This is a genomic window from Bacillus fungorum (genome assembly GCF_002746455.1).
Taxonomy (GTDB): domain Bacteria; phylum Bacillota; class Bacilli; order Bacillales; family Bacillaceae_G; genus Bacillus_A; species Bacillus_A fungorum.
Genome location: NZ_NWUW01000049.1, coordinates 1 through 15,086, shown reverse-complemented (window position 1 = coordinate 15,086; position 15,086 = coordinate 1). Strand labels below are relative to the sequence as shown.

Below are 15,086 nucleotides of genomic sequence, written 5' to 3'. Positions count from 1 at the left end.
GTACTTCTGTTGATGCTTCTAAACAGCTAGATAACTGAGTTAAAGAAGTCATCGCTACATTTTGGCTCACCCATACACATAAAGCGACTAAATCTTTTGCTTGGTACTTACTGGTTCGTTGTACAAAGCCAACATCTCTAGCAAGATCCCGTAAGGCATTTGGAGATAGGGCACTTTGAATCTCTTGAGCAAATAGTTGTAATTCGTTAGAAACAGAAACAGACATAAAAAACGCCATCCTTTCCTATGATTCTACAGAAAGAATAGCGTATTTTTTCATTTTAGGGGAATTTTTGAAGAAGGAATTAATAGTATTAATAGAATATGTAAAAATACTCCGCTATCTAGTGAACAGTTTTATACTTTCCGAACAAAAGCCAAATAAATGGATGATACTATACTTTGAATAAAAAACACAAGCATTACATAATAAATAAAATATTCCTTATCTATTAACTTAAATATTGCTACTAATGCTACTCCAATTAATATACCAACGGTTAGAACAGTATAAGATAATGACTTAATTTTAAAGATGAACATTTGCCCTCTCTCATCTTGTGACTCCATCCGACGTTCAAATGTAATTTTGTAAATTTCTGCAATAAACACCAATACTACTAACACACAAATTACAATCGTAGCAATATTAACCATTATTCATCCTCCTTATATTTAAATACATCAGTTATCTCTTTCTCAAGTGAATTAGAAATTTTGAAAGCTAAAATCAAAGAAGGGTTATATTTATTTTTTTCTAAAGCTACTATAGTTTGTCGACTGACACCAACTGCATCTGCTAATTGTTGTTGAGTCCATCTTTTTTCAGCTCTTCCTACTACTATATTATTTTCAAGCATGTCATTCCTCTCTTCTATTATACAGTTATATTAACGTAATAGTAATATCTTTTTTACAAAAAGTAAAGAATATATTACAACGAACCAAATAATACATTATATGTTTCGCCGAAAAAACATGAAAATTATACGCTATTAAATTTATTGGGGGTTCTGCCGCATGCCCACCAACTTAAGAAAACAAATCCACCCCAAAACGAGAAAATGAGCTTTTTATTACAAATTAGCACAAAATTTCGTTCTGGGGGTAGTTGTATTTTGTTAGCTTGATAGCGATGGGGTAGCACCACATAGTAGAATAAGGGAATACAGTATAGATCCAGCCTACAAGCATTCCCTTGCTATGAAAATATATGGTTTTAGTGTGTTATATGATATAAAAGTTGTCCTAAATTTTCACCTATATTTTCTGATAAGACATATCCCCACACAATGATATTTGCTATTATAAATATTTTTATTGCATGGTGCTTGTTTAAGAAAGATAAAATATTGTAAATTAGGCTTTGTATTGTCATTTTAATCCCTTTATTTATATATAATAATTATCATGATATCATACTTTTGAAATTGTAGTTGATTTACTAAATATAAAATATATCTAGTATGTTATCTTTTTCTTCTTGATTGATACCAATATATTTAAGTGTAATTTGTGGTGTGCTGTGATTTAGTATTTCTTGTAACATGGCTACATCAATACGAGTTAGCTGAAGAGTATTTTCTTTCCGCTTTAGATATTGTAACCAAACAAGAGCAAACACAACTTATTCATATGATTCGCCATAATATAGGGCGTCTATATTCAGATCAAAATATGCCTCAACTAGCAATCAATTATCTCTCTAAGGCACTAGAAGGTAGCTGTAAAACAATGTATCTGTTAGCTAAAGAACATGAGAAACTAGGCAATGTAAATGAAGCTGCTGATTATATAGATAAAGGAGTGCAAATTAGTAATGCACAAAATAATAAAGAATATTATCATCATTTATCGATTCTAAATGCAAGATTACAGCATACTCCTATAGATGAATACGAAAAGATTATTGTTGAAGGAATCCATTATATCCAAGAAGAAAATTTATGGCATTTTGTTGAAATATATGCTGATGAATTAGCAAACAAATATTATGATGAAGGTAACCACTTGAAAGTAAGCCAATACTTCCGTGTGGGATACAAAGCTAAAATTGAAATGGAGAAAAGGAGTGCTTTGAAATGATGAAAAAAATACTAATTAGTACAGCAGGACTTTTATTCTCAGGTTTTATGCTAGCAGCACCAATCACTTTAAGTAATACTCACGGCGAGGCAATGATTGCAGTACAAAATCAGGAAATTATAAAATATACAAATACCCATGGTGAAGGAATGTAATAACTCTTGTGTTATCTCAACCGAAGAACTCCTGTCCCTAAATTAATACACTTTTTTTGTAGGGGAGAGTTTTTCGTATGTTATATATACTTCACCTGAAATAATTAGGATGTAAGATTGTTTTCTTTAAAATTTAAATCAAAATTTGCGAATATATAAAAATGATAATGGAATTTTTGAAGTGTTTTTCCAATCTTGTAAACTAAGAAGGTGTAAGACGTTGGAGTATACAAAATAAAACAGATCCGATGTGATTTTAAGAAGGAAATATTATTACTTTGGAAAACAACAAAACTTTTAAATATTCTAGCTAAATATGTAGGCATATATTAATAAAAAAGAATGCAGACATATAATCTACATTCTTTTTTATTAACTTTTATGTCCAAGTTTTACCACATCATATACCTTATTTAAGATAATTCACCTGAACTTTTGCTTTTTTCACCCCTAAACATTTAGCCATTGTTAATCTATGTTTTCCTTCACCCTCAATATATAATTCGCCTTCTATTTCTACTACTTCAGGGGTATTAACATGACTTGGTGGATTTATAATAATTTTTTCAAAAGATTGTTTGTTGAAAATCGTAAAGTTTCTCATTTTATGAAGTGAGTCTAAAACATCAATCCAACTTGTAAATTTATCAGCATCCCATCTGCATACTCCAACCAAATCATCTAAGTCAATTACCTTTGACTGCGTACCTCTAAAAGGTGTATCTCCTTCAATATAATATGGTATATAAGTTAACCTTTCTATTTCATTAACTCGTTCAGAAGTAATACCTAACTTATTTAATTTATTTTCTAGCGTATTTTCCAAAATAACCCCTCCAATAGGAAAAAAACATCCATTCATTTATTATAATTATAAGTGAACAGATGCTCTAAATTCAAATATTTAACTTTACCATTACATCCGAAGAGTTTGTTACTTCTTTAATCATACTTTTAAATTTCCCTCTCGTTAGAATAATAGTTCTCTCTAACTAAATATTAAAAACCACCACAGTCAATTCCCCCATCAGTAGAAGGACCACATTCCATGCTTATGTTTATAGCGTTCTGCAATAAAGCGGATGTTATAGCCGCACTTAGTGCCACGCCTAATGCAACTTGTGTAGTATTGTTTGTTTCATCATTAGATTCAGGGACATTATTCTTTCTCGCTGCATTTCCTTTCTAGCGGCATTATCAGCAAGAAAAGAAGAATTGAAAATGACATTACTATTTTGAGTGAATACACTTTTCTTTCTCTCTTCATCTATTTTCTTTTTCCGTATCACTTTTACTACATGTAGCCGCATATACAGCATCCCTCACTGTTCCTGTCTCATTTTTATTAAATATTTTAGGGAGATCAAAATTTTTTTCTATAAACCTAGTACACTAACAATCTGACATGCTTTGGAATTTGCAATATGATAGTACATCTCTAATCCTCTTCTTTCAGAACGCAAAATTTTCCCGCGCATTTTAGATAAATGCTGAGATACAGTTGATTGAGGGACATCTAATAGCTCCGTTAATTGTGTTACATTACAAATCTTGCGATGTTCTAGCTCCTTCACAATTTGTAACCTAACTGGATGGGCCATAATCTTTAATAATTCTACATCCGCCTCTGGGATTTTGTACATCTCATTACTTGCTTGAATAGTTGTCATTTTAATTTCTCCTTTTTAGTTTCTTTTTTATTTTTAAGTTAAAAGTATTTTGTGTTTGTATGAGTATATTGATCATAATTGCTGTGTTATTTGTTCTTTTGCCTCTCTATCAGGTTTAATATATAAAAGTATTATGATGACTAAAAATCCAACAAAAGATAGCATAGGTATTGAAATGAAGCCAAACAAATTCAAGTAATCTTCTGTACAAGAAACACCTACTGAACATATCTTCATTTCACTTGTTGTAAAAGCCTGAATCGTAATTTGATAAACGGCTATTAATAAGCCAATACATGCAAATGGAAATGCATATGTACTTACGTATGAATCTTTTCTATACATACCTATACCTAATATTAATACTAATGGATACATGGCCATCCTTTGATACCAGCACAAATCACATGGGGGGAGCTTCATCCATTCACTAAAAACCAAACTTATGAGCATTGCACTAGTTGCTATCATCCAAGCAATTGCAATGTGATACTTTCGAATGATTGACATCTTATATTCGCCTCACCTGTCTTATTAGAATGCTAAACGTTTGCTAATATATGACTAGTTTGTTTCCGTGTTTCGAATACCCAGTTTCAATAGACAGTATCCAATCGTTGATATCTTCCCAGTCATAACCCTTCTCTTTTAATTCTAAAGGGAAAAGATTCTCAAAATCATCACGCATTACATACATGGCTTCTAACGCTTTTGCTAGCGGACCAAATCTATATACAATTTGTGTATGCACTCTTTTGTTCTTCTTTTTAGCTACAGCCAAATATACATATCTTCTTTCCTTTGCTAAAACAAACTTCAAGAACCCTGGTATTTGACTCATCTAAAACATTCTCCTTTCGGTTTTCCTTACTCTTTTCTTTTGTATACGAGTAAGGAAAACAAGCGCTCTTTCCGTATTAATTCAAGAGATGTCTCGTTTTTTTACTTTGAAAGTATAAGAATACGCTCATCATTACAATATTTATTACACCAGCTGCAGCACCAATTTTGGAGATAACATACACATATTCATTACTACTAAATGGCAATAGGCTCACGAAAATAAATAAAATTGAAATGATAAAGGATAAGAGCATATTTCTTTTGTTTTCATTCATTCAAAAAACCTCCATTTTGCACAAATATTTGTATTGCAATGGATTAGGGTGCTAAGCCGCATCATTACGGTTATAATGATGTTTCTCTTCATCCACATACCCTTTTATGCTCCACACACCAGTTTTTGACGCCTTTGCTTCTTTTTCGCTTTCTAGCATTTGTGGAAGCAGTGAAGTGTTAGGTTTTGAAATGTACGCTACAATACCATATCCTGATTTGACCATTAATTCGTTGATATGTATCCCTTCACAAAATACATATGCCAATTTCCTGCCATACTTGTCCTCTTTTGGTCCACGATCATAGACCAATGTTACGCTTTTTCCTTTTAATTGTTTCTTTAGAAATAACGACGCTTCCTTCCCCATCTTTTGTGGTGGAATCTTCTGTGATACGGACTCGGGGGTATCCAATAACAGCAATCTTATCGTCTGTTTCTGCCCCTTTAAGTTCACGTCTATCGTATCGCCGTCTTTTATATGTAATACCCTCCCTTTTACGGTCTCTAAGCCTTTTAATTTATCCTTATACGCTTCTGGAATATCAACAATACCTTTCCCTTCTACGTTCTGTTGTATTCCGTTTTGTACTGCTTGGGCAGGTCTCAAATCATTTTTTGTTTGCACGGAGCTGCTACATGCTGACATTTGAATTACGAATGATGTTATACAAATAGCTTTAACCCATATTTTCATATCGAAATTTCTTCCTCCTACTTAAAATACATAAATAGCTGTGTCTAATAAACAAACGGACTTTCCAATGTATTTACTTCTCGATAATTACAAAATAGGCAAAACTGTATCCATTTTTGATGATCATTATATAGTTCTCTAAATGAACGTTTCTTACAATTCGGGCATATTGACGCCATGCTTTTTTCATTCTCTTCCTGGCTTTTCAATTTTTCAAAAGATACATTAGCAGATGCTATATTTCTGGTACACAATATATATCCCCCTTTTAAGTCTAGAAATCTCAAAAACAAATAAAAAAGGACACACCTACGGCATATGTATGCGTAGGTGTGTCCTTTTGCAAGTTAGTTTTAGAAGTATTTTGTTACTTTTATCATATCATAGTTCTAATTAATTTTATATATGAAATTTAAGATTTCGCGATGTTATTTCTTCTTCCCATATATAAACGTAATTCTCTTCTGTGTAGAGTCATATGTTAATTTTGTATCGAATGATATCCCTGTTTTTTTCGATATAAATCCTTTTATTGTATCTGTCATATTCTTTTCTAATAATTTCTTAAACTCACTCCATAAAGTAGCATCTTACGCAAAAAGGTAATAAGTTGCAGAAACCCCCAGAAACATATTGAAAAAAGAGGTATTTTTATTAGTAAAATACCTCTTTTTTTTACATCATTGTATTTAAGGTATATTTTTTAATATCTACACCTATTTTAATAATTTTCGGATCATCAAACTCTTTAAAAGCGTTTCTTGTATCTACTATTAACTTACTATTCTTAACTACCATATTGTTATCATATGCCTTATGATTAGTAATTAAAATTATACAATCATATTCAGGTAGCCTTGAATATTCTAATTCAACTGAAGTGACTTTTTCCCCGTATTTATCTGTAAATGAGTGAGCATGTGGATCATTATATTCAACACATGCACCACTTTCTCTTAATAACTCATAAACTTCTAAACCTGGTGCTTCACGTAAATCATCAATATCCGGTTTATATGCCATGCCCAATAACAATACTCTTGAACCCATTATAGGCTTTTGGTGGGTGTTTAAAGCATTACTCACTTTGTTATAAACATACTCAGGCATTTGTTTATTAATTTCCTGTGCAGTATCGATAAATCTACTAAAGAAATTAGATCTTTTCGCCTTCCAAGCTAAATACATAGGATCGAGTGGAATACAATGTCCACCAATTCCTGGACCAGGAGTAAATTTCATAAATCCAAATGGCTTTGTATTCGCTGCATCAACTGTTTCCCAAATATCAATCCCTAATTTATCGCACAACATAGCCATCTCATTAATGAAAGCTATATTAACACTGCGAAATGTGTTTTCAAGAAGTTTACTCATCTCTGCAACTTTGGGCGATGAAACGGGAACTATAGTATCAATAAAATTACTATATAAATCTACTCCCAATTTGGTACATCTTTTAGTAGTTCCACCTAATACTTTAGGTGTGTTTCTTGTATTATAAAACGTATTTCCTGGATCTATACGTTCAGGAGAAAAACATAGGAAATAATCCTCTCCTACTAAATAGCCTTGATTATTTAATTCTTGTTCAATTAGTTCTTCAGTAGTTCCAGGATATGTAGTACTTTCTAACGTAATTAGTAGACCTTTATGCATATATTTCTTAATTTCATTCATGACAGCAATAATATAACTCATATCTGGTTCCTGAAACTTAGTTAAAGGAGTTGGTACACAAATACTCACTGCGTCTAAATCCTTAATGATTTCAAAATTACTAGTAGGAGTAAAATCACATGATTTTGTAATAAATTCAATTTCTTCATTGCTAATGTCCATAATATAAGAATTTCCATTTAAAAGTTTATCTATCTTTTTATTATCTAGGTCAATCCCATATACAGTATAACCAGATTTTGATAATTCCACTGCTAATGGTAGTCCAACATAACCTAACCCAATAACCCCTACTTTGGCATTATGATTTTTTATTTTTACTCTTAATTGGTTATAATAATTATTCATATTTAGTTCTTAATATCTCCTATATGTAATGATTCTGGTCGGAAAATCGTATTATCTCTACTTTTCTCTAAAATATGTGCATTCCATTCTACAATTTTGCTAACACTAAAGGTTGGTATGAAAAGTACTGGATTTATATTTAAAGTATTCACAATAACAGCTGCATAAAAATCAACATTTAAGTCTCTAATACTTTCGAATGAATAGAAGAAATTATTTTTCCAGTTATCATATATAAATAATTTTCGATATGATTGAATTCTTGGCTTGGCAATACAAAATCTAAATTTTTTTCTATTCTATACAAGCTGGCTATAATAACTGGCATCGCAGCAGTTAATCGGATTGCCTCATCTATAGTCGGTCTAGATTTAATCTCATTTGTATTAATCGAGGAAATAACCGTTCGAATTTTACTAATCATATCGATTTCTGTGGGCAGCTTTTCAATTAATTTATATGCATATAAAGGTGATTTTCTATAAATTTTTAGTGGTTGAGAAAAAATATTGAGTTGACTTTCGCTAGGTATATAAATATGCCATAATAAATATAGGATTGCTTCAAAAGAAAATCTCATTACTAAATCATCGATAATATCCTATATATATTAGTTACCCCTCTTCTCCATTAATACTACTTATTGCGGTCTTAGTAGCCTCAACGCCTTTTAAACCCTCTTGAAGTATTTCTTTTCATCCTTCTTTAAATATTCATGAGCCTTTAATAATGAAAAAATAGAAGCCGAATTTTCATAGAGTAGAAAACTCGGCTCATTTAAGTCAAAAAACGATAATATATATTTTAAAAATGTAAGTTATCTCCTTATATGAGAAACATCTAAAAGTAATTAAAGAAAACTTTTAGATTAAAGAAACTATTTTATTCAAAGTGTCAAAATGAGTAGAGATAAATTGCATTCTTATTAACCTTTTTGTTTGAAATTGGACATTATCTGTTTCATACACAGAATAGTCTTTCAACAATATTGAGAAATAAAATGAAATCATCCACTGTTTCTCTTTAATAGAAAAATGCTGGAGTTCGTTATATGATTTTAAATATATTAATAAGTTTTGAAAAATATTCTCTTTAGTATCTTGACTAATATTTATTGACTCGAAAAAAAAGCGCATCACTTCATATATTCTTGGGAAAGAGGAAGCTTGGTCATAATCGATAAGGAATAATTTATTTTCACTTTGGATTATATTATTAAGATGCATGTCACCATGAATGACATCCTTTGTAAATAATATATTTTGAACAGCGACGATTTTTTCTTTATTTAACATGAATATTTTTTTGTATTCATTAGTATAAAGGTTCTCTTTGAGGTTATTTAAAACTTTGACAACCATAGGTAGTTCAATATTTTTGATTTTATTAATTAACCTATCCTTTGGATAATCATTAACCTTTCTATGAAAATCCCCTAAAAAATCACCTAATGTAATATAATCCTTTGAGTTAAGCATAGATGCTTCTTTTATATGCCCTTCTATAAACTTATATATTATTTGACATGTCCCGTCATTATTATGTTTTAAAGTAGCGAAGTTACAAAATCCTTTTTCAGCACAATAATTAGTGAAATCCATTATTTTCCGTACTGTTTCAACAGTGTCTTTTTTATAAGTTTTGATTACGTTATCCCCTTTTTTTTCTAGTAAATTTCCTGAATAACCTTGATTCATTTTTTTTCAAATTCATAAATATCGAGTGCTTCATTAATACCAGTCGATATATTGTCACTTTCTGTTATTGCATCTAAAAGATTATTAGCTCTAGTTTTGAAAGGATCACACATCTTAGGACATAATTCTTTTATGTCAAAATCTTTATTAGCGTTTTCCCAAATTGTTTCAAAATCATATTTTAAGACATTGTCATATCTAACTCCATCTATAGGTGGATGGTAATTACATGCATAGACATTGCCATCAGAACTTACGTTTGAAACCAGTTTATTTATTGTACATTTATTAAAAGTTCTAATTTTATCATTCTCTTCTAATTTGTGAATTGTTACCAATTTAAAGTAACCATCTTCAAAGTCTTGTCGAATACGTTCAAAATCTCTCTTAATTTCTTTAATCATTTCATCGTCTACATTTAATCTTGAAGCAATATCTGTCTTTATTCTAAAATTATGTACTCCAATTGACTTTAATATGCCTGCTAAATCATACATTTCTTTGTAGTTGTATGCATTAACTATGAATCCGATGTTAACATCTAAATTGGAATTATATTTCTCTCTGTTATCTATTAACATCTTTAAGTTATTAAGTATTGTTTCAAAATTCTTGGTTTTTTTATCTTCAGTTTTTAAGAAATCATATGTAGAGCCATTCCCTGCGTCTAGACTAACTAGTATGTAATCCATCTTAAGTATAGTTTCCATATTATTTTTATTAATTAATAGACCATTGGAAAACATCCCCACTTTTATATCATTTGTAGCCAAATATTCAATTGTTGGAATTAAAGCTTTTGAAGCCATCATGGGCTCGCCTGTTATTCCAGAAAAGCTCACTTTTTCAACCCCAAATATTTCTTTCTTTCCATCAATAGTATATTCTTTTTTATAATTAACAATAGATTTTGCTAAATTCATTAAATTTTCTGGTACAGTTAAGGCATTTTTTACGTTTGTTGTTTCTTCATTATCAACATTTTGTCCTATGCACCATTTGCAAGATAAATTACAAGTTGCAGTAGGATGAATTAACACTTCGTACGGTGGTAAAACTTCTCCTTGAAGAATTAATTCTAATCTTTTTCGATGCTCCATTAGTATTTTCATCTCATTAAATTCATGGGGAATATCATTTCTAATCATTTGTTTTAATTTAGCCATTGTTTACTTCCTCCAACCTCGTTTTTAACTCCCATAATGCAGTTTTATTACTATCAAACTGTAATAATTCCACTGCTTCATCGTAGGCAACCCACTTAAATTCAGTATGTTCATCACTTAGTCTAATTTCTTCATTTGATAGTTTTATTGCAAAAGAATGTTCAGTTACAACATATAAATCATTCCATTTATCATTATCCTTAAAATATTTTTTAGGGACACTGCAGCAAGTATCTAACTGCATTAATTCATTGTTCAAGAAACTAATTCCAATTTCTTCTTGGACTTCTCTGAGTGCACTTTCTGCTAAGCTTTCCCCAAACTCTGCGCCTCCTGATACAAATTGCCACCAATTCATATCCTCCCTTTTTAGTATACAAAACTTCATATTCCCTTGATCTATGATAAAAGGAATAACAAGAACCTGTTTGGGCTGTCTAGACATACAACTTACCTACCTTTATAAGAGAATCTGTAATATAAATTTCCTGCTCTTCTGTGAGATTAGGGTGAATAATTACACAAAAAAGTCTATCCGCGATTATTTCGGAATTTTCCAAACCATCGAAACTTGCATTCTGTTTAATAAAATTATTTGTTTTATATGTAACATTATTAGCTATGCAACTTCCTACGCCATATTTATCATATAGAACGTTCATAATATTATCCCTATCATCTTTACTCATGTAATTTGGAAGTATTATAGAATACAAATAGTAGCTATTAAAATACTTATTATTATTTACAGGTAAAATCCAATCGGGAAACACTTTTGATAAAATTTCAGTTCTTTTTCCAGCTAAATTTCTTCTTAAAGAGTTATTAAAATCAAGCTTTTTTAACTGTTCTATTCCAATAGCAGCTTGAATGTTAGTCATTTTAAAATTACTTCCCCATATTTTCCCCATACCAAAACTTCTGTACGCTTTAATTTTTTCTGCTAAATCTAAATCGTTAGTTGTAACCATTCCTCCTTCCCCCAGGGTATTCATTTGTTTTTTTCTTTGAAAACTAAAGAAAGTAGCCCACGATAAATTTCCTGTTTTTATACCATTTACTGCACTTCCACAAGATCGAGCTGAATCACTAATTAATTTTATTTGTTTACCAGTTTTTAAAGAATAATCATTTAATTCTTTCAGTATCTCGTTCTCATCACAGCCTAGACCATTCATATGAGTTATCACAACAGCTTTAGTTCTCGGTGATAATTTTCTTTTTAAACTATCTATACAGATATTTAGATTGTTAGCGGAGTCGCATAGAATTAATTTTGCTCCTGTATTAATTATTGCAGAATGTGTTCCATGAAAATTAATTGCTGGTGAAACTATCTCGTCGGTGGGCTTACAATCCAAAGCTTTTAATATCAAATCTAAGGCTGCACCACCTCCATTTATGGCAATTGAATAATTACACCCTATATATTTTGAAAAAGCATTTTCAAATTCCGAAATTTTATCTTTGTAATCATGCAGATTCCAAGAATAAAACTTTTCTAATTCCTCCAAAATAGCTTCTCTTTCTTCATCTCCATAAATTGAGCCTGGTGAGGGTTCTCCTATACTTAATTGCTTGTCAACAACCATGGTTTAATAATTTCCCTTCTATAAAATCCTGAAATTCACTCTCTAATGATTCGTTATAGCCTAATCTGTATACTGGTACACTATTTTGTAATTTCAAATTATTATTGGTTGTTCCTAATAACTCTTTTTCTAAAAATAAATATTCGTCACAAATAGTATCGAGAATTTGAGAATTAAGGAATTGATCTCTTTGTTTGCCTTTTATTTCATTGATTGATAAATGTTTTAATTTTTTATCGTAAAATGGATTTATAATCATATCAACTTTCGACTCGAATTTAAAGTTAACATTTAAGATTTGTGATAGTTCTTTAACACTTAAATATAATTTAATATCACATTTATCTATTTCCCCATTAGTTGTTTTTTCTTCCAGTGAAAGGGAGTTGAAATTAGAAAAGAATTCTTGGTTATCTGTTCTATTAGTTTTTAAACTAACACCATTAAACTTTTTCAATATTGTTCCCACCCGAAGCCCTGCTGCTATAGGAAAGCTGATAACATTCATTCTACTTTCTGAATTCCCTTTAATTGCCACCTTGTCGTTAGATACGAAAATACCTGGAAACATTTGAAGTAAGTTAATTAAAGTAGTCGATTTCCCAGCAAACTTATCTCCAGTAACTGCGATACCTTTACCATTTATTTCGGCAAAAGCTGAATGAAAGAATGTATACCCATCTTTTATAACAAGAATTTGTATTAGTGTTCTAATAATTCTCATAACAAAATAATCAATAGTATTATTCATATTATAAGAAAGATAGTCATTTGAAACTATATTTATAGTTTTTTGTCCTTTTCTTATAGATACGTAAAACACTTGATTTTCTACTATTACTTCGTGGTACTCTTTATTATTTTCACTCAAACAATCGTATGTAGTTAGAGTATCATCATAAGTAATTATCCACTTATCTTTTAATTTCTCTCTCTCTACATCTCTTATTATTTTTTCATTTGAAAAATAATCCTCTATCCAATCAACTAACAAGGGATATTTAGTTTGAAAGAAGACTTCCCAATTGAGATAAGTAATATTATAAGTATTCATTAATGTCTATCTCCCTAAGCTATGGTTTATATGAATATGAAAATTATAAACATACTTATTTAGTATATCCTTATAATACCAACTATTCAATAAAATCCTAAAAAATATTTAAATAAATATAAGGATTCAAAATTTATTTTCATAATTTAAAATTGAGAATTTTAAATACAAATCAAAATTCTCAGCTTAACAATTATATTATCTAATGATTCCTTAGCAAGTTTAGACTTTTCTGCCATATGAATAAAGCTATGAACTAAGCTATCAAAACAAAGGTATTCAACTGGGACATTTTCTTTCTCTAGATTTAGTGTATAAAGATTTCCATCATCTCTCAGAGGATTTAGTCCAGCTGAGATAATAAGGGTAGAAGGTAAGTCATCTGCTTTTGCTAATAAAGGAGATGCTTACGACTCGTGACCTTGACCTTGGCCTTGGCTTACATCTTATAAATAATGGTTCCAAAAGATCTCCGTATTCTCTTTTGTGAGATTAAAATTATAGTTACTGTTATATGATCCAGTATTGTAGTGAAATTTCTCATAATTTATTGGTTTGTATATCCGTACGGGTATATTTTAGATATCGCTATCAATCATAGTGTTAATGATGTCTAAAACTTTCATATAACATCTTGCTTTTTTATCATAATATATCATCTGTTTAGGCTTAGTTTCCTCTGTTAATCATTTCTGTTCTTATGTCCTTCAAAATTTTACCAATTGAAATATCAATTGCCATAGCTGTTTCTCCTCAATATAGTGAATTTAGTTAACCTAATTTTTGAATTTGAGCTCCATATTATATCAAATGACAATTTTTTTAAAACTCTGGAGTTAGTATAGTCATATGGACACAACTTAGTTAAGTCCCTACAATGGATTTCAAGGAGGAAGTGTCCGTATGACAAACAAAAAATTTAATGAAGAGTTCAAAAAAATGGTGGTTGAATTATATCGTTCGGGACAACCAGTAAAAGAATTAAGCAGCGAGTATGGCGTATCAGAAGTAACCTTTTATAAATGGATTAAAGCATATTCTACTATCACATCAGTTGATGAGGATGAAATGACACTAGAAGATCTAAAACGAATGAAAAAAGAAATGCTTCGTCTAAAAGAGGAGAATGAAATTTTAAAAAAGCTATGGCCATATTCGCGAGAAAATAAATGATACAGAATTACACCAATTAATCGACTGTCAAAAAGAAACGCACGCTATTCATATCATGTGCCAAACCCTTGGGATAGCGAGGAGTTCGTATTACCAATCTCAGCACAAAACAGAGTCAAAGCGTAGTCGTGAAAATGAAGAGTTAACCACAAAAATTATACAAATCCATCAAGAGAGTAGAGGGCGTTATGGTGCACCGGAAATTCATCAAACCCTATTGAAACAAGGGTTTCAAGTAAGTATAAAGCGCGTGCAACGACTCATGAAAAAAGAAAATATCCGTTCCATCATCGTAAAGAAATATAAACCCCATTCATCAAAATCAACTGTAGAAGAACGCATTAATCTACTGGAACAGGATTTCTCTACAACGACAATAAATGAAAAATGGGTAGCGGATATCACTTATATTCACACGCGAAAAGATGGCTGATGTTATCTTGCATCAGTGATGGATTTGTATTCTAAGAAAATTATTGGGTATTCATTTTCACGAAATATGACAACGAACCTTGTGGTAAAAGTGCTAGAAAACGCTTACGATATACAGAAACCACAAAAAGGTCTCATTCTACATACTGATTTAGGAACACAATATACAAGTCAGGAATTTCAAACCTTACTCGCGAATTACAACATAAATCCCTCTTTC

The 15,086-nt window shown here is 30.6% G+C and carries 18 protein-coding genes and 5 pseudogenes; 3 read left to right on the top strand and 20 right to left on the bottom strand.

What is annotated here, in order from left to right; translation table 11 throughout:
* The 4 genes and pseudogenes from CO726_RS29040 to CO726_RS32030 form a co-directional block, all read right to left on the bottom strand.
* Positions 1-226 (bottom strand): annotated as a pseudogene (locus tag CO726_RS29040) (IS4 family transposase); the annotation flags it as partial.
* A 131-nt stretch (positions 227-357) separates the two neighbouring features.
* Positions 358-657, bottom strand: coding sequence for a hypothetical protein (locus tag CO726_RS29035; protein ID WP_099686595.1), 300 nt, complete (start codon positions 655-657; stop codon positions 358-360).
* The gene (locus CO726_RS29030; RefSeq protein ID WP_000892395.1) at positions 657-860 is read right to left on the bottom strand and encodes a helix-turn-helix transcriptional regulator; all 204 of its coding nucleotides are present in this window, start codon (positions 858-860) and stop codon (positions 657-659) included. The genes CO726_RS29035 and CO726_RS29030 overlap by 1 nt, the downstream gene beginning before the upstream one ends.
* 584 nt (positions 861-1,444) lie before the next feature.
* Positions 1,445-1,558: pseudogene (locus CO726_RS32030) on the bottom strand (tyrosine-type recombinase/integrase); the annotation flags it as partial.
* Between CO726_RS32030 and CO726_RS29020 the strand changes: the two are divergent.
* Together CO726_RS29020 and CO726_RS32025 are read left to right on the top strand one after the other, a co-directional pair.
* Positions 1,516-2,085, top strand: a complete 570-nt coding sequence (locus CO726_RS29020; protein ID WP_342750873.1) for a tetratricopeptide repeat protein — start codon at positions 1,516-1,518, stop codon at positions 2,083-2,085. The pseudogene CO726_RS32030 and the gene CO726_RS29020 overlap by 43 nt on opposite strands.
* On the top strand, positions 2,082-2,240 hold the full coding sequence (locus tag CO726_RS32025; protein WP_169513104.1) for a hypothetical protein: 159 nt from the start codon (positions 2,082-2,084) through the stop codon (positions 2,238-2,240). Before CO726_RS29020 ends, CO726_RS32025 begins: the two co-directional genes overlap by 4 nt.
* Positions 2,241-2,649: 409 nt before the next feature.
* Here CO726_RS32025 and CO726_RS29015 read toward each other — a convergent pair whose 3' ends face one another.
* From CO726_RS29015 to CO726_RS33280, 16 genes and pseudogenes are all read right to left on the bottom strand, one after another.
* Positions 2,650-3,066, bottom strand: a complete 417-nt coding sequence (locus CO726_RS29015; protein WP_099686593.1) for a hypothetical protein — start codon at positions 3,064-3,066, stop codon at positions 2,650-2,652.
* A gap of 550 nt (positions 3,067-3,616) precedes the next feature.
* Complete coding sequence (locus tag CO726_RS29005; protein ID WP_000207870.1) at positions 3,617-3,910, bottom strand: ArsR/SmtB family transcription factor; 294 nt, start codon at positions 3,908-3,910, stop codon at positions 3,617-3,619.
* A gap of 72 nt (positions 3,911-3,982) precedes the next feature.
* Positions 3,983-4,420: a disulfide oxidoreductase gene (locus CO726_RS29000; protein ID WP_099686591.1), complete on the bottom strand. Its 438-nt coding sequence runs from the start codon at positions 4,418-4,420 to the stop codon at positions 3,983-3,985.
* A gap of 43 nt (positions 4,421-4,463) precedes the next feature.
* A complete protein-coding gene (locus CO726_RS28995) occupies positions 4,464-4,751 on the bottom strand; it encodes a hypothetical protein (protein WP_099686590.1) in 288 nt (95 codons plus the stop codon).
* 76 nt (positions 4,752-4,827) lie between these two features.
* A complete protein-coding gene (locus tag CO726_RS28990) occupies positions 4,828-5,028 on the bottom strand; it encodes a hypothetical protein (RefSeq protein ID WP_099686589.1) in 201 nt (66 codons plus the stop codon).
* A 51-nt stretch (positions 5,029-5,079) separates the two neighbouring features.
* Complete coding sequence (locus CO726_RS28985; protein WP_099686588.1) at positions 5,080-5,724, bottom strand: thermonuclease family protein; 645 nt, start codon at positions 5,722-5,724, stop codon at positions 5,080-5,082.
* A gap of 428 nt (positions 5,725-6,152) precedes the next feature.
* A pseudogene (locus CO726_RS33085) lies at positions 6,153-6,299 on the bottom strand (topoisomerase C-terminal repeat-containing protein); the annotation flags it as partial.
* Positions 6,300-6,399: 100 nt separating this feature from the next.
* Positions 6,400-7,752, bottom strand: coding sequence for a nucleotide sugar dehydrogenase (locus CO726_RS28970; RefSeq protein ID WP_099686585.1), 1,353 nt, complete (start codon positions 7,750-7,752; stop codon positions 6,400-6,402).
* Positions 7,753-7,754: 2 nt separating this feature from the next.
* Positions 7,755-7,904: a citrate/2-methylcitrate synthase gene (locus CO726_RS33285; protein WP_169513103.1), complete on the bottom strand. Its 150-nt coding sequence runs from the start codon at positions 7,902-7,904 to the stop codon at positions 7,755-7,757.
* A 26-nt stretch (positions 7,905-7,930) separates the two neighbouring features.
* Positions 7,931-8,332: a citrate/2-methylcitrate synthase gene (locus CO726_RS28960; protein ID WP_245916822.1), complete on the bottom strand. Its 402-nt coding sequence runs from the start codon at positions 8,330-8,332 to the stop codon at positions 7,931-7,933.
* Between the two features lie 283 nt (positions 8,333-8,615).
* Entirely contained in the window at positions 8,616-9,449 is an 834-nt protein-coding gene (locus tag CO726_RS28955; RefSeq protein ID WP_245916820.1) for a phosphotransferase, read from the bottom strand.
* Positions 9,446-10,615, bottom strand: coding sequence for a radical SAM/SPASM domain-containing protein (locus tag CO726_RS28950; RefSeq protein ID WP_245916818.1), 1,170 nt, complete (start codon positions 10,613-10,615; stop codon positions 9,446-9,448). Before CO726_RS28950 ends, CO726_RS28955 begins: the two co-directional genes overlap by 4 nt.
* Complete coding sequence (locus tag CO726_RS28945) at positions 10,608-11,060, bottom strand: NUDIX hydrolase (protein WP_281259862.1); 453 nt, start codon at positions 11,058-11,060, stop codon at positions 10,608-10,610. The genes CO726_RS28950 and CO726_RS28945 overlap by 8 nt, the downstream gene beginning before the upstream one ends.
* On the bottom strand, positions 11,053-12,207 hold the full coding sequence (locus tag CO726_RS28940) for a DegT/DnrJ/EryC1/StrS family aminotransferase (RefSeq protein WP_245916813.1): 1,155 nt from the start codon (positions 12,205-12,207) through the stop codon (positions 11,053-11,055). Before CO726_RS28940 ends, CO726_RS28945 begins: the two co-directional genes overlap by 8 nt.
* The gene (locus CO726_RS28935; protein ID WP_099686583.1) at positions 12,197-13,261 is read right to left on the bottom strand and encodes a hypothetical protein; all 1,065 of its coding nucleotides are present in this window, start codon (positions 13,259-13,261) and stop codon (positions 12,197-12,199) included. Before CO726_RS28935 ends, CO726_RS28940 begins: the two co-directional genes overlap by 11 nt.
* Before the next feature lie 161 nt (positions 13,262-13,422).
* Positions 13,423-13,656: pseudogene (locus tag CO726_RS33280) on the bottom strand (alpha/beta hydrolase fold domain-containing protein); the annotation flags it as partial.
* Positions 13,657-14,164: 508 nt separating this feature from the next.
* Between CO726_RS33280 and CO726_RS28925 the strand changes: the two are divergent.
* Positions 14,165-15,086, top strand: a pseudogene (locus CO726_RS28925) (IS3 family transposase); the annotation flags it as partial.

Coding starts and splice junctions, on each gene's coding strand:
- CO726_RS28950 (WP_245916818.1), bottom strand. CDS start 10,615: ATGGCTAAATTAAAACAAATGATTAGAAATGATATTCCCCATGAATTT.
- CO726_RS29030 (WP_000892395.1), bottom strand. CDS start 860: ATGCTTGAAAATAATATAGTAGTAGGAAGAGCTGAAAAAAGATGGACT.
- CO726_RS28960 (WP_245916822.1), bottom strand. CDS start 8,332: ATGAGATTTTCTTTTGAAGCAATCCTATATTTATTATGGCATATTTAT.
- CO726_RS28955 (WP_245916820.1), bottom strand. CDS start 9,449: ATGAATCAAGGTTATTCAGGAAATTTACTAGAAAAAAAAGGGGATAAC.
- CO726_RS28990 (WP_099686589.1), bottom strand. CDS start 5,028: ATGAATGAAAACAAAAGAAATATGCTCTTATCCTTTATCATTTCAATT.
- CO726_RS28945 (WP_281259862.1), bottom strand. CDS start 11,060: ATGTCTAGACAGCCCAAACAGGTTCTTGTTATTCCTTTTATCATAGAT.
- CO726_RS28995 (WP_099686590.1), bottom strand. CDS start 4,751: ATGAGTCAAATACCAGGGTTCTTGAAGTTTGTTTTAGCAAAGGAAAGA.
- CO726_RS28935 (WP_099686583.1), bottom strand. CDS start 13,261: ATGAATACTTATAATATTACTTATCTCAATTGGGAAGTCTTCTTTCAA.
- CO726_RS28985 (WP_099686588.1), bottom strand. CDS start 5,724: ATGAAAATATGGGTTAAAGCTATTTGTATAACATCATTCGTAATTCAA.
- CO726_RS29035 (WP_099686595.1), bottom strand. CDS start 657: ATGGTTAATATTGCTACGATTGTAATTTGTGTGTTAGTAGTATTGGTG.
- CO726_RS28940 (WP_245916813.1), bottom strand. CDS start 12,207: ATGGTTGTTGACAAGCAATTAAGTATAGGAGAACCCTCACCAGGCTCA.
- CO726_RS32025 (WP_169513104.1), top strand. CDS start 2,082: ATGATGAAAAAAATACTAATTAGTACAGCAGGACTTTTATTCTCAGGT.
- CO726_RS29005 (WP_000207870.1), bottom strand. CDS start 3,910: ATGACAACTATTCAAGCAAGTAATGAGATGTACAAAATCCCAGAGGCG.
- CO726_RS29000 (WP_099686591.1), bottom strand. CDS start 4,420: ATGTCAATCATTCGAAAGTATCACATTGCAATTGCTTGGATGATAGCA.
- CO726_RS28970 (WP_099686585.1), bottom strand. CDS start 7,752: ATGAATAATTATTATAACCAATTAAGAGTAAAAATAAAAAATCATAAT.